Origin of the sequence: Pseudomonas sp. IT-P44 (assembly GCF_949768225.1) — a bacterium.
Lineage (GTDB): Bacteria > Pseudomonadota > Gammaproteobacteria > Pseudomonadales > Pseudomonadaceae > Aquipseudomonas > Aquipseudomonas migulae.
The window spans coordinates 32,479-56,390 of sequence record NZ_CATKQM010000027.1 but is presented as its reverse complement, the minus strand read 5'-3'; the positions used below and the strand labels follow the sequence as shown (position 1 = coordinate 56,390).

23 protein-coding genes and 1 tRNA gene are annotated in these 23,912 nt (G+C 59.9%); 17 read left to right on the top strand and 7 right to left on the bottom strand.

Annotated elements, in window-relative coordinates; all coding sequences use genetic code 11:
* Positions 1–20 precede the first annotated feature (20 nt).
* From phrB to ACM6IO_RS16140, 8 genes are read left to right on the top strand one after another with little or no spacing between them, the layout of a single operon-like run.
* Positions 21–1,466, top strand: a complete 1,446-nt coding sequence (gene phrB / locus ACM6IO_RS16175; RefSeq protein ID WP_414911839.1) for a deoxyribodipyrimidine photo-lyase — start codon at positions 21–23, stop codon at positions 1,464–1,466.
* The gene (locus ACM6IO_RS16170; protein ID WP_223436752.1) at positions 1,459–1,881 is read left to right on the top strand and encodes a nuclear transport factor 2 family protein; all 423 of its coding nucleotides are present in this window, start codon (positions 1,459–1,461) and stop codon (positions 1,879–1,881) included. Before phrB ends, ACM6IO_RS16170 begins: the two co-directional genes overlap by 8 nt.
* Positions 1,878–2,660, top strand: coding sequence for an SDR family NAD(P)-dependent oxidoreductase (locus tag ACM6IO_RS16165; RefSeq protein WP_008037218.1), 783 nt, complete (start codon positions 1,878–1,880; stop codon positions 2,658–2,660). The genes ACM6IO_RS16170 and ACM6IO_RS16165 overlap by 4 nt, the downstream gene beginning before the upstream one ends.
* Positions 2,657–3,904, top strand: coding sequence for an NAD(P)/FAD-dependent oxidoreductase (locus tag ACM6IO_RS16160; RefSeq protein WP_414911835.1), 1,248 nt, complete (start codon positions 2,657–2,659; stop codon positions 3,902–3,904). Before ACM6IO_RS16165 ends, ACM6IO_RS16160 begins: the two co-directional genes overlap by 4 nt.
* Positions 3,901–4,716, top strand: a complete 816-nt coding sequence (locus ACM6IO_RS16155) for a DUF1365 domain-containing protein (RefSeq protein ID WP_414911834.1) — start codon at positions 3,901–3,903, stop codon at positions 4,714–4,716. The genes ACM6IO_RS16160 and ACM6IO_RS16155 overlap by 4 nt, the downstream gene beginning before the upstream one ends.
* Positions 4,703–5,974 (top strand): class I SAM-dependent methyltransferase, encoded by a 1,272-nt coding sequence (locus ACM6IO_RS16150; RefSeq protein WP_414911833.1) that lies wholly within the window; start codon positions 4,703–4,705, stop codon positions 5,972–5,974. Before ACM6IO_RS16155 ends, ACM6IO_RS16150 begins: the two co-directional genes overlap by 14 nt.
* A complete protein-coding gene (locus ACM6IO_RS16145) occupies positions 5,967–6,473 on the top strand; it encodes a DUF2878 domain-containing protein (protein WP_192228944.1) in 507 nt (168 codons plus the stop codon). Before ACM6IO_RS16150 ends, ACM6IO_RS16145 begins: the two co-directional genes overlap by 8 nt.
* A 53-nt stretch (positions 6,474–6,526) precedes the next feature.
* A complete protein-coding gene (locus ACM6IO_RS16140; RefSeq protein WP_414911832.1) occupies positions 6,527–6,835 on the top strand; it encodes a YkgJ family cysteine cluster protein in 309 nt (102 codons plus the stop codon).
* A gap of 140 nt (positions 6,836–6,975) precedes the next feature.
* On the opposite strand, the gene ACM6IO_RS16135 is transcribed toward ACM6IO_RS16140, so the two are convergent.
* From ACM6IO_RS16135 to hemA, 6 genes are all read right to left on the bottom strand, one after another.
* On the bottom strand, positions 6,976–7,494 hold the full coding sequence (locus tag ACM6IO_RS16135) for an acyloxyacyl hydrolase (protein ID WP_192228943.1): 519 nt from the start codon (positions 7,492–7,494) through the stop codon (positions 6,976–6,978).
* Between the two features lie 104 nt (positions 7,495–7,598).
* Positions 7,599–8,390: a glutamate racemase gene (gene murI / locus ACM6IO_RS16130; protein WP_008037212.1), complete on the bottom strand. Its 792-nt coding sequence runs from the start codon at positions 8,388–8,390 to the stop codon at positions 7,599–7,601.
* Positions 8,383–9,138 (bottom strand): molybdopterin-synthase adenylyltransferase MoeB, encoded by a 756-nt coding sequence (locus ACM6IO_RS16125; protein ID WP_008025859.1) that lies wholly within the window; start codon positions 9,136–9,138, stop codon positions 8,383–8,385. The genes murI and ACM6IO_RS16125 overlap by 8 nt, the downstream gene beginning before the upstream one ends.
* Positions 9,132–9,962, bottom strand: a complete 831-nt coding sequence (gene prmC / locus ACM6IO_RS16120) for a peptide chain release factor N(5)-glutamine methyltransferase (RefSeq protein ID WP_008037210.1) — start codon at positions 9,960–9,962, stop codon at positions 9,132–9,134. The genes ACM6IO_RS16125 and prmC overlap by 7 nt, the downstream gene beginning before the upstream one ends.
* Entirely contained in the window at positions 9,963–11,045 is a 1,083-nt protein-coding gene (gene prfA / locus ACM6IO_RS16115) for a peptide chain release factor 1 (protein ID WP_008025856.1), read from the bottom strand.
* Positions 11,042–12,331, bottom strand: coding sequence for a glutamyl-tRNA reductase (hemA, locus tag ACM6IO_RS16110; protein WP_008025854.1), 1,290 nt, complete (start codon positions 12,329–12,331; stop codon positions 11,042–11,044). Before hemA ends, prfA begins: the two co-directional genes overlap by 4 nt.
* A 342-nt stretch (positions 12,332–12,673) precedes the next feature.
* On the opposite strand from hemA, the gene ACM6IO_RS16105 reads away from it, so the two are divergent.
* The 8 genes from ACM6IO_RS16105 (at position 12,674) to ychF (ending at position 19,592) form a co-directional block, all read left to right on the top strand.
* On the top strand, positions 12,674–14,398 hold the full coding sequence (locus ACM6IO_RS16105; protein WP_008025853.1) for a tetratricopeptide repeat protein: 1,725 nt from the start codon (positions 12,674–12,676) through the stop codon (positions 14,396–14,398).
* 4 nt (positions 14,399–14,402) lie between these two features.
* Entirely contained in the window at positions 14,403–15,020 is a 618-nt protein-coding gene (gene lolB / locus ACM6IO_RS16100) for a lipoprotein insertase outer membrane protein LolB (RefSeq protein WP_192228942.1), read from the top strand.
* Positions 15,021–15,022: 2 nt separating this feature from the next.
* The gene (ispE, locus tag ACM6IO_RS16095) at positions 15,023–15,874 is read left to right on the top strand and encodes a 4-(cytidine 5'-diphospho)-2-C-methyl-D-erythritol kinase (RefSeq protein WP_032828609.1); all 852 of its coding nucleotides are present in this window, start codon (positions 15,023–15,025) and stop codon (positions 15,872–15,874) included.
* Between the two features lie 36 nt (positions 15,875–15,910).
* Positions 15,911–15,985, top strand: a tRNA-Gln gene (locus ACM6IO_RS16090).
* 45 nt (positions 15,986–16,030) lie between these two features.
* On the top strand, positions 16,031–16,972 hold the full coding sequence (locus ACM6IO_RS16085) for a ribose-phosphate pyrophosphokinase (RefSeq protein ID WP_003208392.1): 942 nt from the start codon (positions 16,031–16,033) through the stop codon (positions 16,970–16,972).
* Positions 16,973–17,113: 141 nt separating this feature from the next.
* Entirely contained in the window at positions 17,114–17,713 is a 600-nt protein-coding gene (locus ACM6IO_RS16080; protein WP_008025849.1) for a 50S ribosomal protein L25/general stress protein Ctc, read from the top strand.
* Positions 17,714–17,883: 170 nt separating this feature from the next.
* Positions 17,884–18,468 (top strand): aminoacyl-tRNA hydrolase, encoded by a 585-nt coding sequence (gene pth / locus ACM6IO_RS16075; protein WP_008037207.1) that lies wholly within the window; start codon positions 17,884–17,886, stop codon positions 18,466–18,468.
* Positions 18,469–18,491: 23 nt separating this feature from the next.
* A complete protein-coding gene (gene ychF / locus ACM6IO_RS16070) occupies positions 18,492–19,592 on the top strand; it encodes a redox-regulated ATPase YchF (protein ID WP_207286086.1) in 1,101 nt (366 codons plus the stop codon).
* Positions 19,593–19,796: 204 nt separating this feature from the next.
* Here the strand turns inward: ychF and ACM6IO_RS16065 are convergent, their stop codons facing one another.
* Positions 19,797–21,014, bottom strand: coding sequence for an MFS transporter (locus ACM6IO_RS16065; RefSeq protein ID WP_008037203.1), 1,218 nt, complete (start codon positions 21,012–21,014; stop codon positions 19,797–19,799).
* A 185-nt stretch (positions 21,015–21,199) separates the two neighbouring features.
* Between ACM6IO_RS16065 and ACM6IO_RS16060 the strand changes: the two genes are divergently transcribed.
* Positions 21,200–23,395, top strand: a complete 2,196-nt coding sequence (locus tag ACM6IO_RS16060; protein ID WP_414911831.1) for a methyl-accepting chemotaxis protein — start codon at positions 21,200–21,202, stop codon at positions 23,393–23,395.
* Positions 23,396–23,912: the final 517 nt, after the last annotated feature.

The following is a 23,912-nucleotide window of genomic DNA, read 5'->3' as shown; positions in this document are numbered from 1 at the left end:
TGAATCGTACGGACACCACCATGCAATTGATCTGGCTGCGCAGCGACTTGCGTCTACATGACAACACCGCCCTCTCGGCCGCCGCTTCCCGGGGGCCGAGCGTGGCGGTGTACCTGTTGAGCCCGGAACAATGGCGCGAGCATGACGACGCGCCGTGCAAAGTGGATTTCTGGCTGCGCAACCTCCGTGAACTGAGCCACGCACTCGGCGAGTTGAACATCCCGTTGCTGATTCGCACGGCCTCTCGCTGGGATGAAGCGCCGAAGGTTCTGCTCGACCTGTGCCAGCAGTTGAAGATCGACGCGGTGCACGTCAACGAGGAATACGGCATTCACGAAAGCCGTCGTGATGCGGCGGTGGCCGAAGCACTGAAAACCATAGGCGTCGACTTTTATAGCTACCTCGATCAGTTGCTGTTCAGCCCCGGCACCGTGCTGACCAAGACCGGCACCTATTTCCAGGTCTTCAGTCAGTTCCGCAAAGTCTGCTACGACCGTCTGCACCGTTCATTGCCGAGTCTCGTCAGGGCGCCAGCGGTGCAATCGAAGCTGAACATCGACAGCGATGAAATCCCTTCAAGCGTTGCAGGCTTCGACACGCCCAGCGACACCTTGCGCAATCTCTGGCCCGCCGGTGAAGCCGAAGCCCGACGCCGTCTGGACACCTTCGCCGATGCGCAGATCGACTACTACAAAAGTGAACGTGACTTCCCGGCCAAACCCGGCACCAGTCAGCTCTCGGCTTACCTGGCGGCCGGCGTCATTTCCCCGCGCCAGTGCTTGCATGCTGCCCTGCAAAGCAATCAGGGCGAGTTCGAAAGCGGCAAAGTCGGCGCCGTCACCTGGATCAACGAATTGCTGTGGCGCGAGTTCTACAAACACATTCTGGTGGGCTACCCGCGCGTCTCCCGTCACCGCGCCTTCCGCCCGGAAACCGAAGCCCTGGCCTGGCGCGATGCCCCCGACGAACTGGCAGCCTGGCAAGAAGCGCGCACCGGTCTGCCGATCATTGACGCAGCGATGCGCCAACTGCTTGAAACCGGCTGGATGCACAACCGCTTGCGCATGGTGGTGGCGATGTTCCTCACCAAAAACCTGCTGATCGACTGGCGTGAAGGCGAACGTTTTTTCATGCGGCACCTGATCGATGGCGATCTCGCGGCGAATAACGGCGGCTGGCAATGGAGCTCATCCACCGGCACCGATTCGGCGCCCTACTTCCGGATTTTCAACCCGCTCAGCCAATCGGAAAAATTCGACAGCGAAGGCCTGTTCATCAAGCACTGGTTGCCGGAGCTGGCCGGGCTGAACAAGAAAGACGTGCACAACCCGGCGAACCTCGGCGGGTTGTTTGGCGTGGCAGGTTATCCGTCGCCGATCGTCAATCTAAGTACATCCCGTACACGCGCACTGGCGGCGTTCAAAAACCTGCCGTCGCGACAGAACGCGGGAGGCGGTTATGAGTGATTTCCTGCGCCGCTTCGCCTGGCAGTTTGCCGAGCTGAACAAAGACAACCTGCAGCGCCTGAATGAGCTGTACGCCGACGACGTGCACTTCACCGATCCGCTGCACGAAGTACAGGGCCTCGCGCATTTGCGCAGCTATTTCAGCGAACTCTATGCCAACGTCAGCGAACTGCGCTTCGATTTTCACGGCTTCGACCAGATCGGCGAAGGCGAAGGTTATCTGCGCTGGGTCATGAGCTACCGCCATCCACACCTGGCCGGCGGGCGCTTGATTCGGGTGGACGGCTGCTCGCACCTGCTCTGGCGTGACAAGGTTTATCGCCACCGGGATTACTTCGATGCCGGGGCGCTGCTTTACGAACACGTACCCGTATTGGGCCGGGCTATCGCCTGGTTGAAAAGGAGAATGGGATGAGCCTTACACCTCCACGACGATATTGGCTGACTGGCGCCAGCAGTGGCATTGGCGCCGCGCTGGCCGAGGAGATTCTGAAAACCGGCGCCCATCTGGCGGTCAGTTCACGTTCGCTGGCGCCGATGAAAGTCTTGTCGCAACGCTATCCCGGGCAAGTGCTGGTGGTGGCGGGAGACCTGACCAACAGCCAGACCGTACGCGAAATCGGCGAGCAGATCGCGCATGACTGGGGCTCGCTGGATACGGTGATTCTCAATGCTGGCACCTGCGAATACGTCGACGTTCAGCAGTTCGATTCGTCGCTCGTCGAGCACGTGGTGCGCACCAATCTGCTGGCCAGCAGTTACTGCATCGAAGCCGCCCTGCCGCTGTTGCGCAAAGGCCTCGCGCCACATCTGGTGGGCGTCGCCAGTTCGGTGACTTACCTGCCGCTGCCACGGGCGGAGGCGTATGGCGCGTCGAAGGCCGGGCTGCGTTATCTGTTCGAATCGTTGCGCATTGACCTGGCGCCCGAAGGCATCGAAGTCACTGTAGTCAGCCCGGGGTTCGTCGAGACTCCGCTGACGGCGAAGAACGATTTCCCGATGCCGCTCAGTTGGCCGGTGGGCAAAGCGGCGCGGCACATCTTCGAAAAACTGAAGCATCGGCCACTGGAGATCGCGTTCCCGGCGCTGTTCATGGCGGCGCTCTGGCCGCTGTCGAAAATGCCCAACCGGGTGAAGCTCGCCATCGGCAAACGCATGGTCCGCAGCAGTCCGCCGATCAAGGACGTGCCGTGAACATCGCCATCATCGGCAGCGGCATCTCGGGGCTGACCAGTGCTTACCTGCTGAATCGCCGCCACGAGATCACCCTGTTCGAGGCCGATGACCGGGTCGGTGGCCATACCCACACCGTGGACGTGAAAGTCGATGGCGAGCTTCACGCCGTGGACACCGGTTTCATCGTGTTCAACGACTGGACCTACCCGAACTTCATTCGCTTGCTGGGTCAGATCGGCGTGGGTTTCAAAGCAACCGAGATGAGTTTTTCGGTCACCGATCCGGACAGCGGCCTGGAGTACAACGGCAACAACCTCAACAGCCTGTTCGCCCAGCGCCGCAACCTGCTGTCACCGGGGTTCTGGGGCATGCTGCGCGACATTGTGCGCTTCAACAAACGCGCCCGGCTCGACCTGTCCGAGGGCCGGATCGCGGCGCACACCACGCTCGACGAATACCTCAAGGCCGGCCGTTACGGCGAGCGGTTCATCCTGCATTACATCGTGCCGATGGGCGCGGCGATCTGGTCGATGCCGATGGCCGACATGCTGAATTTTCCGCTGCAATTCTTTGTGCGGTTTTTCAAGAATCACGGTTTGCTGTCGGTCAACAATCGCCCGCAATGGCGTGTGATCGAGGGCGGCTCGAGTGCTTACATCGCACCCTTGACCGCAACCTTTAACCGGAAAATCCGCCTCAACTGCCCCGTGATGCAGGTCGAGCGCGATGCCGATGGCGTCGTGATCCACAGCAGCGCCGGCAGCGAACGCTTCGACAAAGTGGTGTTCGCCTGCCACAGCGATCAGGCGCTGAAACTGCTGGCCAAACCGAGCGATGCCGAACAGTCGATCCTCGGTGCCCTGCCCTACGCCGACAACGAAGTGGTGCTGCACACCGACACGCGCCTGCTGCCTTCGCGCACCCTCGCCCGGGCCAGCTGGAATTACCGCCTCGGTGGCGCCGGCCATACGCTGGCGGCGGTCACCTACGACATGAACATCCTGCAAGGCATCCAGAGCGACACCACGTTTTGCGTCAGCCTCAACCAGAGCGCCGGCATCAGCCCGGCCATGGTGCTCGGCCGATTCACCTACGCCCATCCTCAATACAGCCTGGCGGCGGTGGCGGCGCAGGAGCGCTGGGAAGAATTGAACGGCGCGCAACACAGCTTTTATTGCGGCGCCTACTGGGCCAACGGTTTCCATGAAGATGGCGTGGTCAGCGCGTTGCGCGTGGCCCGCTCGTTCGGGGAAGTGCTGTGAACAGCGCGTTCTACAGCGGCTGGATCGCCCATCGGCGGTTTGCCCCAAGGCGCCATGAATTCCGTTACCGGATCGGCCTGCTGTACCTCGATCTCGATGAACAGGACGCCGTACTCGGGTTATCGCCGCTGTCGGGCAACCGCCGCTTCTCGCCGTTTTCGTTTCGCGAAAGCGACTACCTCAAAGCCTTCACCGGCAATGGCATGCGCCTGATCGATGCGGTGCGCGAACAGGTCCGCCAGGCCATTGGTCATGCGCCACAAGGTTCGGTCTGCCTGCTGACCCAGCCTCGCAGTTGGGGCCTGGCGTTCAACCCGGTGAGCTTTTTTTATTGTTACGAAGCCGACGGCCAACTGGCGGCAATCGTTGCCGAAGTCACCAATACCCCGTGGCGCGAGCGTTATCACTACGTGTTGCCGGCCAGGACGCCGGATGACCTGCGCGATTTCCATCAGCATTTCGCCGTGGCCAAGGCCTTTCATGTGTCGCCGTTTCTGCCACGCGATCTCGAACACCGTATGAGCTTCAGCCCTGTCGCGAAAAAACTCGGCGTGCACATGGCCGACTGGCAGGGCGAACTGAAGCTGTTCGACGCCACGCTCAACCTGAAACGCGAAGCCCTGAGTCGCGCCAGCCTGCACCGATACCTGCGGCGCTTTCCGTGGATGACCGCAAAAACCTGCCTGGCGATTTATTGGCAAGCCCTGCGCCTGCTGCTCAAACGCGCGCCGATATTTGCTCATCAAGCTGCCGACGGCAGCTTTCAAACCGCCACCGTTCCGCCCAAGGATCGCCGCCATGAAATCCTCTAGCGTCTCGGCCAAAGCCACTCTACTCAGCACTAACGGCTTGACCGGGACGTTGCTGCGTCGCGGTGTGCTGCGGCAACTGGCGCACCTCAAGCACGGGCAACTGCTGGTGATCGAGGATGGCGAGCGGCAGGTCTTCGGCACCGCTGGCAGTCATTTGCAGGGGGAAATCCACATCCTCGACGCAGCGGCTTGGGGGTTGGTGGCGAGTAACGGTTCGATCGGCGCGGGCGAGGCATTTATCCACGGTTACTGGAGCTCGCCGGACCTGACGGCGGTGGTTCGCGTGTTCGTCAGTAACCTTGAAGTACTTGATTCGCTGGAAGGTGGCCTGGCGAAACTCGGCCGGCCCTTCGTTCAAGGCCTGCATTGGCTCAACCGCAATACACGCAAGGGTTCGCAGAAAAACATCGCCGCTCACTACGATCTGGGCAACGACCTGTTCGAACAGTTTCTCGACCCGACCATGATGTATTCGGCCGCACAATTTCTAAGTCCCGAGGACAGTCTGGAACAGGCGCAGCTGAACAAACTGGAGCGGATCTGCCAGAAACTCGACCTCAAACCCAGCGATCATCTGCTGGAAATCGGCACCGGCTGGGGCAGCATGGCGCTGTACGCGGCGCAGAATTATGGCTGCAAAGTCACCACCACCACGCTGTCCAGGGAGCAGTACGCGTTTACCGCGCAACGGATCGAAACCCTCGGGTTGCAAGACCAGGTCACGTTGTTGCTCAAGGATTACCGCGACCTCACCGGGCAGTACGACAAACTGGTGTCGATCGAAATGATCGAAGCCGTGGGCCATCGCTTTCTGCCGACCTACTTCAAGCAGTGTGCGCACTTGCTCAAGAGCAATGGTTTGATGCTGTTGCAGGCGATCACCATCCGCGAACAGCGCTACGAGCAGGCCAAGGGCAGTGTCGACTTCATTCAGCGCTACATCTTCCCCGGCGGCGCCCTGCCCTGTGTGCAGAAAATGCTCGAGATCGTCAGCCGCGACACCGACATGAATTTGCTGCACATGGAGGATTTCGGCCTGCACTACGCGCGAACCTTGCGCCTGTGGCATGAGAATTTTCGCCGCGCCCAAGGCCGCTTGAGCGAATTGGGCTACGACGATTATTTCCTGCGGCTGTGGGAGTTTTACCTGTGCTACTGCGAAGGTGGTTTCCTGGAGCGCACCATCGGCACCGCACAGTTGCTGCTGGCCAAACCTTCGGCGATCACCGCGCCGCTGCTCGGCCGTTTCGATGCTTGAACGCCAGGCCAACGCCGTGCTGTTCCAGCTCGGCTGGCTTGCCTGCGTGATCGGCGGCAACAGTCTGTGGTTATTGGTGGCGCTGGGCGCTTTGGTGATTCATCTGCTGTGGATAAGTCGTTGGGCGGACGAAGGCCGGCTGATTCTCAGCGTTGTGCTGCTGGGCACGACCGTCGACAGCTCATTGCGCTGGCTGGGGGTGTTCGAGTTCAACGATGTCGCGCCGCTGATTCCGCTATGGCTGATGCTGTTGTGGGCGTTGCTGGCCACGACGTTGCGCCATTGCCTGCAATGGAGCGCAACGCCCTGGTGGCTGGGCTGCTTGCTGGGCGCCGTGGGTGGGCCGTTGTCGTATTACGCGGGAGGACAACTGGCCGGGGTGCAATTCCCTTACGGCCAATTACCGACGCTGATCGGCATCGGATTACTCTGGGCGCTGCTGTTTCCCACGCTGCATTTCATGGCCCGGCGCCTGGCGTCGTCCGACACCCACGACTGAGCGTCCGTCCGGCCTTTCACACAGCACCGACCGACTGACTTACACTGCGTGCCATGAAAACCATTCCCCACACGCAAATTGCCGAGCCTGCGGTCACGTGCTCGACCTGCGCGGCCTGCTGCTGCCAGCTCGAAGTGATGCTGATCACCGACACGGGCGTGCCCGAACGTTTTATCGATACCGATGATTGGGGCGGGGAAGTCATGCTGCGCCTGGACGACGGCTGGTGCGCCGCGCTGGATCGCAACACGATGATGTGCACGATCTACGAAAAACGCCCGCTGATCTGCCGGGAGTTCGAGATGGGCGCACCGGAGTGCGTCGAAGAACGCCAGGGGATTAGCACGGCGTATCGATGTTAGAAATGTGTTGCCTGATCTGACGCCTTCGCGGGCAAGCCTCGCTCCTACAGGTTTTGCGATATGTCGTAACGGTGAATACGACATGAAACCTGTAGGAGCGAGCGGTGCGGCGATCCGACTTGCCCGCGAAGCTTTTGACCTTACAACGGCATCGTGTAGTGCAGCGCGTAACTTTCTACACCATCGTTCGGGCTGCTGAGCCCCGCATTGGAATAGTGCGTCGCACGAATCCCGACTTCATGCCCGCCCGCAAAACGCAGACCGAAGCCGAAACGGTCTTCGAACTGAAAGGCACTGCCCAGTTCGTTGCCTTCAAGTTCGGTATTCGAGAACGCCGCCACGCCAACCCCGAGCTCTAGATAAGGTTTGACGTTCTGACCGGCAAACTCATAAACAAGCACCGGCGAGAAAGACAGGCTGTGGTTGCTGGAAGTCTTGTCGCCTTCCCAATAGGTGTAGGCACCACTCCAGTAACCGGTCAAACGACCGACGTCACTTTGCAACCAGCTCTTGTCCCAATCGAATTGCATGCCCAAACGATAGGTCATGGTCGAATCGCTGGTCTGGCCGACCCCGAACTCCACGCCTGCCGCCTGTGCGGTATAACTTTGCCCCATCAATGCGGCCGCAATCGCGGCCAAGCAGAATAGTCGCTTCATAGAAACATCCTTTTCCGTACGATTTCGTATGGTTTTTTTGTTGCTTACCGCAATAGAAGCCGACGCTTAATCAGAAGTTCACCCCAATTACCCGTTTCCCCAAACTACCTATTGAAGCTTTGCACAACGCCAGCGGTATTCCACAGTATCGGCAAGATATTTCTGAAATGTTCCGGATCGGCACTCGTCCAGAATTGCGCTGCACGAACTGGACCCTCAGCCAGCAATTCACGCTCGGCCAACAGCCGCTGAAGTTGTCGCGCGACGGCGGCGCCGGTATCGATCAGGCTGATGTCCTCGGGGATCATCTGCTTAAGCAACGGCTTTAGGAAGGGGTAATGCGTGCAGCCGAGAATTATCGTGTCGCAGCCCGCGGCGAGCAGCGGCCCGACATAGCGGGCCAGCAACTCACGCAGGGCGGGACTGTGCAGATCGCCGTTTTCAATCAGCTCCACCAGCCCCGGGCACGGTTGGGTGATCACCTGCACATCGGTGGCGAAACGGTCGAGCAACGCAGCGAACTTGGCGCTCTGCAAGGTGCCCGTGGTGGCGAGGACACCGACCACGCCGCTGCGGGTCGCGGCGGCGGCCGGTTTGACCGCAGGCTCCATGCCGACGATGGGCCACTCGGGGAAGTCGCGCCGCAAATCGGCAACACCGGCCACCGTCGCCGTGTTGCAGGCCAGCACCAGGGCCTTGGCGCCTTGCTGCTGAAAAAATTCGGCCATCACGCTGCAACGATGGCGAATGAATTCCGGGGTTTTCTCGCCGTAGGGAATATTGCCGCAATCGGCGACGTACAGCAGAGACTCGTTGGGCAGCAAACGCTGGACCTCGGCCAGCACCGACAGCCCACCGACCCCGGAGTCGAACACGCCAATGGGCGCTTCACGCATGTTTCGGCCCACAGACGCTGCAGCCCGGATCACGCTTGACGCGCAATTCACGGAAGCGCGAACCCAAGGCATCGATCAACAACAGGCGCCCTACCAGCGGTTCGCCGAAACCGGCCAACAGTTTCATGGCTTCCAGCGCCTGAAGGCTGCCGACCAGTCCCACCAAAGGACCGACGACGCCCGCTTCACTGCACGTCAATTCAGCTTCGCTGCCGTGCCCGTATAAACAGTGGTAGCACGGACTGTCCGGACGGCGCGGGTCGAACACCGACAATTGCCCTTCAAGACGAATCGCTGCGCCGCTGACCAACGGCTTGCCGGCCGCCACGCACGCAGCGTTGACCGCTTCGCGGGTGGAAAAATTGTCGGAACAGTCGAGGACCAGGTCCACAGTGGCCACCACAGCGGCCAGGGAATCTTCGTCCAGCGCGGCACGATGGGCGACCAGCTTGATCTCGGGGTTGATCGCGCTCAGGCGGCGGATCGCCGAATCGACCTTGGTCTGGCCGACGCTGTCGGTGTCGTGAATGATCTGGCGTTGCAGGTTGGTCAGGTCGACGGTGTCGAAGTCCGCCAGATGCAGCTCACCGACGCCCGCGGCGGCGAGATACAGCGCAACCGGCGAACCGAGGCCGCCGAGACCGATGATCAACACGCGGCTTTCTTTCAATCGCAACTGGCCGTCGATGTCGACGTGCTGCAACAGAATCTGCCGACTGTAACGCAACAATTCCTGATCATTCAGCACGGCAGGCGCCCCAGGCTGATCCGTTGGTGACCGCCCAGATCGGTGCGGCTGTGGACTTCTTCAAAGCCGCGTGTCTGCAACAAATCGCGCACGGCTTCGGCTTGATCATAACCGTGTTCGAGCATCAGCCAGCCGCCCGCTTCCAGATAATCCGGGGCCTGGGCGACGATCAAACGCAGATCGTCGAGCCCGTCGACTCCAGCCACCAAGGCACTGGCCGGTTCGAAGCGCACATCGCCTTCCACCAGATGCGGATCGGCGGATGCAATGTACGGCGGGTTGCTGATGATCAGTTGAAAACGCTGACCTTCCAGGGCGCTGAACCAATGACTGCTCAGCACGGTGGCGTTGTTCAGGTGCAAACGCTGACGATTGCGCTCGGCCAAAGCCACGGCTTCGAGTACACGATCCACAGCGGTGACGCTCCACGCCGGACGCTCGCTGGCCAGGGCCAACGCAATGGCGCCGCTGCCGGTGCCGAGATCGAGTACCTTCGCGGGCGTGGCGGGCAACAATTCCAGCGCGGCCTCCACCAGCAATTCGGTGTCCGGGCGCGGGATCAAGGTGTGTGGCGCAACTTCCAGATCCAGCTTCCAGAAACCTTGCTGGCCCAGAATGTAAGCCACCGGCTCACCGCCACGACGGCGTTGCAGGTACTCGGCAAACTTCAGCGCGGCGTCGCTTGGAACGATGCGCTCCGGCCAGGTGTGCAGAAAACTGCGGGACTTGCCCAACGCCGCCGCCAGCAGCAATTCGGCATCCAGACGCGCCGTCGGCGAGTCGGGTAAATCAGCGGCGCGCAACAAACTGGCAATGATCGTCATTTAGTCACCTATCGCTGCCAATTGGTCGGCCTGGTACTCGGCCAGCAACGGTTCGATCACCGCATCGACACCGCCCGCGAGAATTTCGTCGAGGGAATACAGCGTCAGGTTGACCCGGTGGTCGGTGACCCGGCCCTGGGCAAAGTTGTAGGTGCGGATGCGCTCGGAGCGATCACCCGAACCGACCAGCAACTTACGCTCGCTGGCGATGGCATTCGCCGCAGCGCTGGTCTGCTGGTCATTGAGCTTGGCCGACAGCCAGGACATCGCCCGGGCGCGGTTCTTGTGCTGGGAACGTTCTTCCTGGCACTCGACGACGATACCGGACGGCAAGTGCGTGATGCGGATCGCCGAGTCCGTCTTGTTGACGTGCTGGCCACCGGCACCGGAAGAACGGTAGGTATCGATCCGCAGGTCCGCCGGATTGATCTCGATCGCTTCCTGCTCATCCGGCTCGGGCAATACCGCCACGGTGCACGCCGAAGTGTGGATACGCCCTTGGGATTCAGTGGCCGGAACCCGTTGCACGCGGTGCGCGCCGGATTCGAATTTCAGCTTGCCGTAGACGTTGTCGCCTTCGACGCGGGCGATGACTTCTTTATAGCCGCCATGCTCGCCCTCGTTTTCCGAGAGGATTTCCACACGCCAGCCGCGACGCTCGGCGTAACGCGAATACATGCGGAACAGGTCGCCGGAGAAGATCGCCGCCTCGTCACCGCCAGTGCCGGCGCGGATTTCAAGGAACACGTTGCGCCCGTCGTTCGGGTCTTTGGGCAGCAGCATGCGTTGCAGGCTGGCTTCGATCTCGATCAATTGCTCTTTGGCTTCGCGGACTTCTTCCACGGCCATTTCACGCATGTCCGGGTCGTTGTCCTTGAGCAGTGCCTGGGCGCCTTCGAGGTCGCTCTGTACTTTGAGCAACTGTTTATAGGCGTCGACAATCGGCTCGACTTCCGCGTATTCCTTGGAATAGGCGCGGAATTTGGTCTGGTCGGAAATGACCTCGCCGTCGCCAAGCAAGGCGGTCAATTCCTCGAAACGGTCCTGGAGGATGTCCAGCTTATTGAGCAGTGACGCTTTCATTGCGGTTTTTTATCCGAAAAGCTATCCGATGAGCCCTCACCGAGGGCAAAGAGTTCCTGGGCCATGGCCAGTGCGTCGAGGCGACCTTCGGCTGAGAGCTTTTTCAACTGCACGCTCGGGGCGTGCAAGAGTTTGTTGGTCAAGCCACGCGCCAGTTGCACCAGCACGTCTTCGGCGCTGCTGCCGTTGGCCAGCATGCGTTGGGCCTTCTGCAATTCTTCGTCACGCAGGCGTTCGCTTTGTTGGCGATAGGCCTTGAGAACATCCACCGCTGCCAGTTCGCGCAGACGGATCATGAAATCTTCGGCGCCGACCGAAACCATCTCTTCCGCCGCTTGCGCAGCGCCTTGACGGCTCTTGAGGTTTTCGGCGACCACTTCGTGGAGATCGTCGACGCTATAAAGGTAAACGTCGTCCAACTCGCCGACTTCAGGCTCGATATCGCGCGGTACGGCGATGTCCACCATGAAGATCGGTTTGTGCTTGCGCAGTTTCAAGGCACTTTCCACCGCGCCTTTACCGAGGATCGGCAACTGGCTGGCGGTGGAACTGATGACGATGTCGCTGCGCACCAGTTCGGCCGGAATGTCCGAGAGCAACACGGCATGGGCGCCAAACTGCTCGGCCAGAATGCTTGCGCGTTCCAGGGTGCGGTTGGCGACGACGATGCGTTTTACCCCCAGCTCGTGCAGATGGCGGGCGACCAGGGTGATGGTCTCGCCGGCGCCGATCAGCAAGGCCTGGCTGCGTTGCAGGTCGCTGAAAATCTGTTTCGCCAGGCTGACTGCGGCAAACGCCACGGACACCGGGTTCTCGCCGATGGCGGTGTCGGTGCGCACTTGTTTGGCCGCATTGAACGTGGCCTGGAACAAACGCCCGAGCAGCGGACCGATGGTGCCGGCCTCGCGGGCCACGGCGTAGCAGGATTTCATCTGGCCGAGGATCTGCGGCTCGCCCAGCACCAGCGAATCGAGCCCGGAGGCGACCCGCATCATGTGACGAACTGCCGCATCATCTTCGTGCACATAAGCGCTCGCGCGCAGCTCGTCGAGGCTCAGATGGTGATAATCGGCCAGCCAGCGCAGCACGATGTCCGCCGAAAGGTGATCCTGTTCTATATAGAGTTCACTGCGATTGCAGGTGGAGAGGATCGCAGCTTCGCGGCTGTCGGTGAGTCGGCAGAGCTGCTGCAAGGCCTCCACCAGCTGCTCAGGGGTAAAGGCCACGCGCTCGCGGACGTCTACTGAAGCAGTCTTGTGGTTAATACCGAGTGCAAGGAAGGCCATTCAAGGTCGCTGATGGTGACGTGAAGCCGGCAATTGTCCTACTTCGACAGATTCAGAACAACTACTCGATCTCTATTGACCTGGTAGCCGATGCCCGAATTTGCGAGCGGTTCTCGTTTACCCGACTTCCACGCAACCTTTGTAGGAGCCGGCTTGCTGGCGATGGACTTGCAGGCGCCGCATTCTTTCCAGAATAAATGCGCCATCGTTCACGACCATCGCCAGCAAGCCGGCTCCTACAAGGGTTTGTCGCGTGCTTCAGGGAAAATGCCCGGCCGGTTATGTTTGGCCGAAGGCTTGTGTCATGATGATCTGACCGCAGGTTAGTCGTCCTCTTCCTATATGAATAGATCTTCCGCGTTGCTCCTCGCTTTTGTCTTCCTCAGCGGCTGCCAGGCCTTGGCACCCGTTTCGTCGGACGGTACGTCGCCGGTCGAAGACAGCACTCCGGCCCCTGAAAAGCCCAAGGTCTACAGCTCGTTCAGCGAAGAAACCATCTTCAGCCTGTTGAGCGCCGAACTGGCTGGCCAACGCAATCGTTTCGACATTGCGCTGGACAACTACGTGACCCAGGCCATCAACACCCAGGATCCGGGCATCTCCGAACGGGCGTTTCGCATCGCCGAGTACCTGGGCGCCGATCAGGCCGCCCTGGACACTGCACTGATCTGGGCGAAAAACGCCCCGGACGACCTCGAGGCGCAACGGGCCGCGGCCGTGCAACTGGCGCGCGCCGGGCGTTATGACGACTCCATGGCCTATATGGAGAAAGTCCTGCAAGGCAAGGGCGACACGCATTTCGATTTCCTAGCCCTGTCTGCGGCCGATACCGATCAGGAAACCCGCAACGGCCTGATGAAAAGTTTTGACCGTTTGTTGCAGCGTCATCCCAACAACAGCCAGCTGATTTTCGGCAAGGCCTTGTTGATGCAACAGGACGGCGACAGCAAAGGCGCACTGACGCTGCTGGAAGACAACCCGCCGGATGACGGCGAAATAGCCCCGATTCTGCTGCGCGCACGCCTGCTGCAAACGCTCAATCGTGGTGATGAAGCGTTGCCGCTGCTGCAAAAAAGCATCAAGAAATACCCGGACGACAAACGCCTGCGCCTGACGTATGCCCGCATGCTGGTCGAACAGGACCGGATGGACGACGCCAAAGTCGAGTTTTCGAGCCTGGTTCAACAGTACCCCGAAGACGACGAATTGCGTTACTCCCTGGCGCTGGTGTGCCTGGAAGCCAAGGCCTGGGACGAGGCCAAGGGCTACCTGGAAGACCTGATCGCCCGTGAAAGCCACGTTGACTCGGCACACCTGAACCTCGGCCGTATCGCTGAAGAGCGCAACGATCCCCAGGGCGCCCTGATCGAATACGCCAAGGTCGGCCCGGGCAACGACTACCTGCCGGCACAGTTGCGTCAGGCCGATATCCTGATGAACAACGGCAAGACCGCCGAAGCGCAAAGCCGCCTGGCGGCCGAGCGTGACGAACAACCCGATTACGCGATTCAGCTGTATCTGATCGAAGCCGAAACCCTGTCCGCCAATAAACAGGGGGACAAGGCCTGGAATGTTCTGCATAAAGCCTTGCAGCAATACCCGGACGATCTGAATCTGCTGTACACCCGCGCCATGCAGGCGGAAAAACGCAATGACCTGGCGCAGATGGAAAAAGACCTGCGGCTGATCATCAAGCGCGATCCGGACAACGCCATGGCGCTGAACGCCCTCGGCTACACCTTGTCCGACCGCACGACGCGTTATGCCGAAGCCAAGGCCCTGATCGAACAGGCACACCAGATCAATCCGGAAGACCCGGCGGTACTCGACAGCCTCGGCTGGGTGAATTTCCGCATGGGCAATCTCGACGAAGCGGAAAAACTGCTGCGCAAGGCACTGGATCGTTTTCCCGACCAGGAAGTGGCCGCTCACCTCGGTGAAGTCCTGTGGGCCAATGGCAAGCAGCGCGAAGCCAAACAAATCTGGGGCAAGTTCCTCAAGGAACAACCCGACAGCCCAATCCTGCGCGGCACCATCAAGCGCCTGACCGGATCAGAGACTCTTTAAGCTTATGTTTTTGCGCCACTTCATCGTTTTCAGTTTCATCGCCCTGCTCGCCGGTTGCGCGGGCTTCGGTGCCCGCGAATCGGTACAGGGCCAGGGCGACGCCGGCCTGTGGCGTGTTCACAAAGAACAACTGACCGGCCTCGACGGCTGGCAGATCAACGGCAAGATCGGCATTCGCGCACCAAAAGACTCGGGCAGCGGCACGCTGTTCTGGTTGCAGCGCCAGTCCTATTACGACATTCGCCTTTCGGGCCCCCTGGGTCGCGGCGCCGCACGCCTGACCGGACACCCCGGAAAGGTTTCGCTGGAAGTCGCCAATCAGGGGCGCTATGAAGCGCCGACGCCGGAAGTGCTGCTCGAAGAACAGCTCGGCTGGAAGTTGCCGGTGTCCCATCTGGCGTGGTGGGTCCGCGGGCTCCCGGCGCCGGACAGCAAGAGCCGCCTGACCCTGGACACCGATAGCCGCCTGGCCAATCTGGAACAGGATGGCTGGCAAGTCGAATACCTGAGTTACGCCGAGCAAAACGGCTTTTGGCTGCCCGAGCGGATCAAACTGCATGGCACCAACCTTGATGTCACGCTGGTGATCAAGGAATGGCAACCGCGCAAACTGGGGCAATGAACATGACGACCCCACGCTTGACGCTGCCCTCCCCGGCCAAACTCAATCTGATGCTGCACATCCTCGGTCGCCGTGAAGACGGTTACCACGAGTTGCAGACGATTTTTCAGTTTCTCGACTACGGCGATGAAATCACTTTCGCCGTGCGCGACGACGGCGTGATTCAACTGCACACCGAATTCGATGGCGTACCGCACGACAGCAATCTGATTGTTCGAGCGGCAAAAAAACTTCAGGAGCAATCCGGTTGTTCGCTCGGCATCGACATCTGGATCGAAAAAATTCTGCCCATGGGCGGCGGCATCGGTGGCGGCAGTTCAAATGCCGCGACGACTTTGCTTGGGCTCAATCACCTCTGGCAACTGGGTTGGGATGAGGATCGACTGGCCGCACTGGGCTTGACGCTGGGCGCCGACGTCCCGGTTTTCGTGCGTGGCCACGCGGCTTTCGCCGAGGGTGTGGGGGAGAAACTCACCCCTGTAGACCCCGAAGAACCGTGGTATCTCGTGCTTGTGCCGCAAGTATCTGTAAGTACAGCAGAAATTTTTTCAGATCCGTTGTTGACACGTAACTCTTCTCCCATTAAAGTGCGCCCCGTTCCCAAGGGAAACAGTCGAAATGACTGCTTACCGGTGGTAGCAAGGCGTTATCCAGATGTACGTAACGCATTGAATTTGTTAGGTAATTTTACCGAAGCAAAACTCACCGGAACTGGAAGTTGTGTGTTTGGGGGCTTCCCAAGCAAAGCTGAAGCTGATAAAGTCTCGGCCCTTCTTACAGAGACCCTTACAGGGTTTGTAGCAAAGGGAAGCAACGTTTCGATGTTGCATCGCAAGCTGCAAAGTCTGCTCTAAAGGAACCGATTACTGGGTAATCGTTGCAACAGATACAGGGGCGTCGCCAAGCGGTAAGGCAGCAGGTTTTGATCCTGCCATGCGTTGGTTCGAATCCAGCCGCCCCTGCCATTTTCTATACTCATCCAGGTTACCCTCAGCCTCTAGGTACTGCGCGTGTCCAAGATGATGGTCTTTACGGGGAATGCTAACCCCGATCTGGCTCGGCGTGTCGTACGTCAGCTGCATATCCCTCTCGGTGACATCTCTGTCGGTAAGTTTTCCGACGGCGAGATTACAGCCGAGATCAATGAAAACGTCCGCGGTAAAGATGTCTTCATTATTCAGCCGACTTGCGCTCCGACCAACGATAACCTGATGGAACTGGTAGTGATGGCTGATGCCTTCCGCCGCTCCTCGGCTACTCGTATTACTGCTGTTATTCCTTACTTTGGTTATGCCCGTCAGGATCGCCGTCCGCGTTCCGCACGTGTGGCTATCAGCGCGAAAGTCGTTGCTGACATGCTTACCGTAGTCGGCATCGACCGTGTTCTCACGGTTGATCTGCATGCTGACCAAATCCAGGGTTTCTTCGATATTCCGGTAGATAACATCTACGGCTCCCCCGTTCTGGTGGATGACATTGAAGATCAGCGCTTCGAAAACCTGATGATCGTGTCCCCGGACATTGGCGGCGTCGTGCGTGCACGTGCTGTTGCCAAATCCCTGGGCGTGGATCTCGGGATCATCGACAAACGCCGTGAGAAAGCCAATCACTCTGAAGTGATGCATATCATCGGTGATGTCGAAGGGCGTACCTGTATTCTGGTCGATGACATGGTCGATACCGCCGGCACTCTGTGCCACGCGGCAAAGGCTTTGAAAGAGCATGGCGCTGCCAAGGTTTTCGCCTACTGCACACACCCTGTGCTGTCCGGTCGGGCGATCGAAAACATTGAAAATTCCATGCTGGACGAACTGGTGGTGACTAACACCATCCCGTTGTCCGCAGCTGCTCAAGCCTGCTCGCGTATCCGTCAACTGGATATCGCGCCGGTTGTTGCTGAAGCGGTCCGCCGCATCAGCAATGAAGAATCGATCAGCGCGATGTTCCGTTAAGGGCCCTGCCCTTCTCGAACAGCTCGTTGACGAAAAGCGCCCCGCCCCGGCATTCCTGTCGGGGCGGGGCTTTTTTGCCCATATCGCCTTTAGCGCTGGTCGCAAACGCTGGGGCGAATGTGGTTATTTTGGAGATACAACATGAACGATTTTACTCTGAATGCTGAAGTGCGTTCCGACCTGGGGAAAGGTGCGAGCCGCCGCCTGCGTCGTCTCGCAAGCCTGGTACCAGCTGTAGTTTACGGTGGCGAAAAAGCCCCTGAATCCATCAGCATGCTGGCTAAAGAAGTTGCCAAACTGCTCGAAAACGAAGCGGCTTACAGCCACATCATCGAGCTGAACGTTGGTGGCACCAAGCAAAACGTAATCATCAAAGCTCTGCAGCGTCACCCGGCCAAAGGCCACGTGATGCACGCTGACTTCGTACGCGTAGTTGCCGGCCAAAAGCTGACCGCTATCGTTCCAGTGCACTTCATCAACGAAGAAGCACCAGCGAAGAAAGGCGGCGAGATTTCGCACGTTGTTGCTGAAATCGAAGTGACCTGCCTGCCAAAAGACCTGCCTGAATTCATCGAAGTCGACCTGGCTAACGCCGAAATCGGTTCGATCATTCACCTGTCCGACCTCAAAGCCCCTAAAGGCGTTGAGTTTGTTGCTCTGGCACACGGCGATGACAAGGCTGTTGCCAACGTCCACGCTCCACGTGTTGCTCCAGAAGCTGCTGAAGGCGCTGCAGAGTAATTCACTCTGTGATGCCGGAGTGACCCGGTAACATCGCGGACTGGAACGTAGCGAGAAAGCGGGCGAGAACGCGGAGTTTACATAATGGTAAATGAGCACTTGTCGTCCACTTTCGCCGCACACCCGGATTGCGGCGATGTTATCCACCACTCCAAAGAAGGGCCCCTATCGTGACTGCCATCAAACTGATCGTTGGCCTGGGAAATCCAGGCGCTGAATACGAACAGACCCGGCATAACGCAGGGGCCCTTTTTGTTGAGCGCATCGCGAACGCACAAGGCGTCAACCTTGTGGCGGACCGCAAATATTTCGGCCTGACCGGGCGTTATTCGCACCAGGGTCAGGATGTTCGTCTGCTGATTCCCACCACGTACATGAACCGCAGCGGCCAGGCCGTGGCGGCACTCGCAGGATTCTTCCGCATCAAGCCTGAAGAAATCCTCGTGGCGCATGACGAACTCGACCTGCCACCGGGCGTTGCCAAACTCAAACAGGGCGGCGGCCATGGCGGTCACAACGGGTTGCGCGACATCATCGCGCAGCTGGGCAATCAGAATACCTTCTACCGCTTGCGGCTTGGCATTGGCCATCCGGGCGTAGCCAGTATGGTTTCAAATTTCGTCCTGGGTCGTGCGCCACGCGCCGAACAGGAAAAACTCGATGCCAGCATCGACTTTGCCCTCGGCGTGCTGCCGGATATCCTCGCCGGGGAATGGAACCGCGCGATGAAAAACCTGCACAGCCAGAAGGCCTGACTCTACTCCTCGGGGAAAACACCATGGGATTCAATTGCGGCATCGTCGGCCTGCCTAACGTCGGTAAGTCCACCCTGTTCAACGCCCTGACCAAATCCGGGATCGCGGCCGAGAACTTCCCCTTCTGCACCATCGAGCCGAACAGCGGTATCGTGCCGATGCCGGATCCGCGTCTGGACGCCTTGGCGGCCATCGTCAAACCAAAGCGCATCCTGCCGACCACCATGGAATTCGTCGACATCGCGGGCCTCGTTGCCGGCGCCTCGAAAGGTGAAGGCCTGGGCAACAAGTTCCTGGCCAACATCCGTGAAACCGATGCCATCGCCCACGTGGTCCGCTGCTTCGAAGACGAGAACGTGATTCACGTCTCCAACAGCGTCGACCCGAAACGCGACATCGAAATCATCGACCTGGAACTGATCTTCGCCGACCTCGACAGCTGCGAGAAGCAACTGCAGAAAGTCGCACGCAACGCCAAGGGCGGTGACAAGGACGCAGTGGTCCAGAAGGGCCTGCTGGAGCAACTGATCGCTCACTTCACCGAAGGCAAGCCAGCGCGCAGCCTGATGAAGAGCATGGGCACCGACGAGAAAGCGGTGATCAAGGGCTTCCACCTGCTGACCACCAAACCGGTCATGTACATCGCTAACGTCGCTGAAGACGGTTTCGAAAACAACCCGCACCTGGACGTGGTCCGCGCCATCGCCGAAGAAGAAGGCGCCGTGGTTGTTCCGGTGTGCAACAAGATCGAAGCGGAAATTGCCGAGCTGGATGACGGCGAAGAGAAAGACATGTTCCTCGAAGCCCTGGGCCTCGAAGAGCCTGGCCTGAACCGCGTGATCCGCGCCGGCTACGAAATGCTGCACCTGCAGACCTACTTCACCGCCGGTGTCGAAGAAGTCCGCGCCTGGACCGTCCGCGTTGGTGCCACCGCACCGCAAGCCGCTGGCGTGATCCACACCGACTTCGAAAAAGGCTTCATCCGCGCCGAAGTCATCGCCTACGACGACTTCATCCAGTACAAGGGCGAAGCCGGCACCAAAGAAGCCGGTAAATGGCGTCTGGAAGGCAAGGACTACATCGTGAAAGACGGCGACGTGATGCACTTCCGTTTCAACGTGTAAAAACACCCGCCCAAGAAAAAGCCGCGTTTGATACGCGGCTTTTTTGTGCCTGAAATCCCGTTCACCGCAATCCTGTAGGAGCCGGCTTGCTGCGGGCGGCGTTCCGACGATCCAGACACCGCGGCTAACCAGCCAGTCCGCGTGATCGTTCATCGTCGGAACGCCGCCCGCAGCAAGCCGGCTCCTACAGAAGAAATGTATAGATCAGGCCTTTTTGGTTCTTGGCAGGAAGATCGCCAACACGCCCAACAACGGCAGGAACGAGCACAGGAAGTACACGTATTCGATGCCGTGCACGTCCGCCAGATGCCCCAGCAACGCCGCGCCAATCCCGCCGAAACCGAACATCAGCCCGAAGAACACCCCGGCAATCATCCCGACATTACCCGGCACCAATTCCTGTGCATAAACCACAATGGCCGAGAATGCCGAGGCCAGGATGAAGCCAATCACCACGCTCAGAATGCTGGTCCAGAACAAATCAACATGCGGCAGGATCAGGGTGAACGGCGCAACCCCAAGGATCGAAAACCAGATCACCGCCTTACGCCCAATCTTGTCGCCAATCGGTCCGCCGAAGAAAGTCCCCGCCGCCACCGCCCCCAGAAACAGGAACAGATGCAGCTGCGAACTGGCCACCGAGAGGTCGAATTTCTCGATCAGGTAAAAGGTGAAGTAACTGGTCAGACTGGCCATGTAGAAATACTTGGAGAACACCAGCAGCCCAAGCACCACCAGCGCACTGGTGACCCTGCCCTTCGACAAGCCATGAGTGGCCGCCTGACCTTGCTTGAGCTTGAACAGGTTCAAGTGATTGGCGTACCAACGGCTGATCCGGTAGAGCACGAACAGCGCAAACAACGCGAACAAGCCGAACCACGCCACATGGCCCTGGCCGAACGGAATGATGATCGCCGCCGCCAGCAATGGGCCAAAGGCCGAACCCGCGTTACCGCCCACCTGGAACGTCGATTGCGCCAGACCGAAGCGCCCGCCCGAAGCCAGTCGCGCCACACGGGAGGCTTCCGGGTGAAAGGTCGAGGAACCAATACCGATCAGCCCTGCCGCCAGCAGGATCATCGGAAAGCTGCCGACCACCGACATCATCAAAATACCAATCAACGTACACACCGTACCGGCCGGAAGCAGCCAGGGTTTGGGATGACGATCGGTGTGGTAACCGACCCACGGTTGTAACAGCGAGGCCGTCAGTTGAAAGGTCAGGGTGATCAGGCCGACCTGGGTGAAGGTCAGGCCGTAGTTGGCCTTGAGCATCGGGTAGATCGACGGCAGCACCGACTGAATCAGGTCGTTGATCAAATGCGCCAGCGCCACGGCACCGATGATGCGCATGACCAGAGGGCTGCTTTGTGACGTCGCGGATGCCGGCGTCGCGCCGGTCTGGGCATTGCTGATAGCCATGGGAGTTTCCGTACAACAGATGGGTGCACACGGGCAGGTGCGTCAATGTGCCATTTTTCAGTGCAGCAGCGCCATCCCCTTAGCCAGCTAACGAACTAATTTCCGCAAGTAATAGCGCAACGCCATGGTCTGAATCTTGCCTTGTTATCCGCTTCAACGCGGCGCCCTTACAAAGGGCGCCGAGAATGGGAAGTTTCGCTACAGAGTCGGCCTACAGAGCTGGCGAGGGTGAACTTTCGAGGCCTTTAAAAAGGACACGAGTCGCAGTCGCAACGACTTCGACGCACGCCATTGGTGCGTGGTGTCCAGAGGAGTCATGGGGCATGCAGGCTTTTTTATCTCCGGGGATCGGGTTGCTGGGGCGTTTCGGCTTCGCCCGTAAATTTCAGTTGTTGTTTCTGCTGTTTATCCTGCCACTGGCGGGTAGCCTGCTGATGATCGGCCAGGACTATCGCGCCAAACTGAACCTGATTTCCGGCGAACGTGCCGGGGTTAGGCAGCTGCTCGCGCTGGATGCGCTGGATAACCTGCTCGCCGCCCAGCGTGACCGCGCCGCGCGCTGGCGTGCCACCGAGACCAATCGCCAACCGACACCGGCCACCCTCGCCGCGATGGCGGCGTTCGATGCCGTTCAGCCGGCGGTCGCGCAAGCCACCACGGACCTTGGCAACGCGTTGCAAACCGAAGGCGCCGAGGGCGAAACCCTCACTCGCTACCAAGCGCTGCAAACCGCGCTCAACGGCCTCGATTCGAAAAGCCTGAGCAGCGTCGGCTGGTGGCCGGACGGTTACGACCGTTTCACCAACGCCTTGAGTGCCCTGCAGGCCCTGCGCGAGCAGATCGCCATGGACAATCGCCTGACCCTCGCACCGTGGCTGGAAACCTACCTGCTGACGCAGATCTCGACGCAACACGCGCCGGACCTGATTGAGCGCGTCGGCCGTCTGGCCAGCGTCGGCCAGGCGTCGGTGGTGTCCGGGCAATTCACCCTGCAAAGCCGCCTGCAATTGCGCGACCTGCGCAGCCGCATCGGCGACGCCCGTGAGCAGCTTGTCAAAACCGCCGGCCTGCTGGAAGCGCGCCTGCCCAGTGCCTTGCAGGCGTGGGCCGGGCAGTACCATGACAACCTCAAACACCTCGACGCCGAGCTGAAAGTCCTCGATGACGGCGTGTTTGGCGGCAGCATCAAACTCAAACCCGAGGAGTTCGAACGCAGCCTGGACAGCCTGCTCACCGACCTCGCCTCGCTGCGTCAGCAGTCGTTGGTCTCGCTGGATCAGCGTCTGGATTACTACCATGGCTCGGCGATCCGCCAGTTCATTCTGGTGGCCGTGATCTTTGGTTGCCTGCTGCTGGCCGCGTTGTACCTGTTCATCTGCTTGCAGGCTTCGATCCGCCGCAGCGCCAGCGGCATCACGCTGCTGGCCGAAGCCTTGCGCGACGGCAATCTGAGCCTGCAAGTGCCGGTTGAAGGCCGCGACGAACTGGCGGCGATCAGCACCGCGCTCAACGTTGCGGTGGTGCAACTGCGCAATAGTCTGTTGGGGGTCGATCACGAAACCTTGCAGCTGAGTAACGCGGTGCGCACGCTCAATCACCATTCCAGTGGCGCCTTGGGCGAGGTCGAGGCGCAGCAATTGCAGATCAGCCAGATTGCGGCAGCGGCAACGCAATTGGCCGCCACTTCCCAAGGGGTTGCCCAGAGTTGCGAACAGGCCTCCGGCAGCGCTCAGCATACCCAGCGCATTGCTGCCGACAGTAGCCGTGACAGCCAGCGCACAACGGCGAGCATCCAGCAGCTCAACCAGCGTTTGAACGACACGGCGGCCGCACTCGGACGGGTCAGCGAACAAGGGCAGCAGATTCAGTTGGTGGTCGACACCATTCGCGGTGTCGCCGAGCAGACCAACCTGTTGGCGCTCAACGCCGCTATCGAGGCCGCGCGTGCCGGTGAACAGGGCCGTGGCTTTGCGGTGGTGGCCGATGAAGTGCGCAGCCTCTCGCAGCGCACCCAATCGTCCACTGCGCAGATCGCCGGCACCGTCGACAGCCTGCGCAACACGGTGAACGAAGCCGTGAGCCTGATGGAAGCCGCCTGTGGCCAGGCGCAATCCGATGCGCAAGCAGTCACTGGCCTCGGTGAACGACTGGGGGAAATCGCCAGTGCCGTGCAGAGCGTCACCGACACGTTGGCGCAGATCGCTACGGCGGTCGACGAGCAAGCGACCACTGCCGACGAAGTCAGCGGCAACATCCAGCAGGTCGATCAGGCGGCGGTCCGTTTGCTTGAAGGGGCGCGGGCAGTGAATCAGGCTGCGGACACTTTGAGTCAGGGTAGCAAGGCGTTGAGCGATAACACGGGGCGGTTCCGCTTGAGCTGAGGTAAACCCTTTAGCCGCTTACCACCTGGAATCTTTAGCTGGGCGGCTTTTGGGCTTTGGGCTTTGGGGGGTGTACATATCCGTTGCTGCGGTAACGGCGGCTATTGGTTTCGCCCTTACGGCGAGTCACTTGGAGAAGCGCCAAGTAACCAAGCGCTTTTGCCCCTTTCGTTCGGTGCCTCGCCATGGCTCGGCATGCCCTCGCTCCGGTCCTGCTCCGTGGGCCCGCCGCCATCGGCCATCCATGGCCGGGGGCGGCTAACCCGGCATCCATGCCGGGTTGCCCACTGCGCAGAACCTGCGCTCGGCCTCTCGAGGGGGCGTGTACCTCAAGATCAAAAGCTGAAGGCGAGCTAACGCTCGGCCTGATGAGTGGTGAAAATCAAAAGCGTACGCAGATCCCCTGTAGAAGACGGCTTGCTGGCGAAAATCGTCTGGGCAACTCGTTCATTCAGATACCCCGCGTTATCGTTGACGGCCATCGCTGGCAAGCCAGCTCCTACAATTTCGAACCATG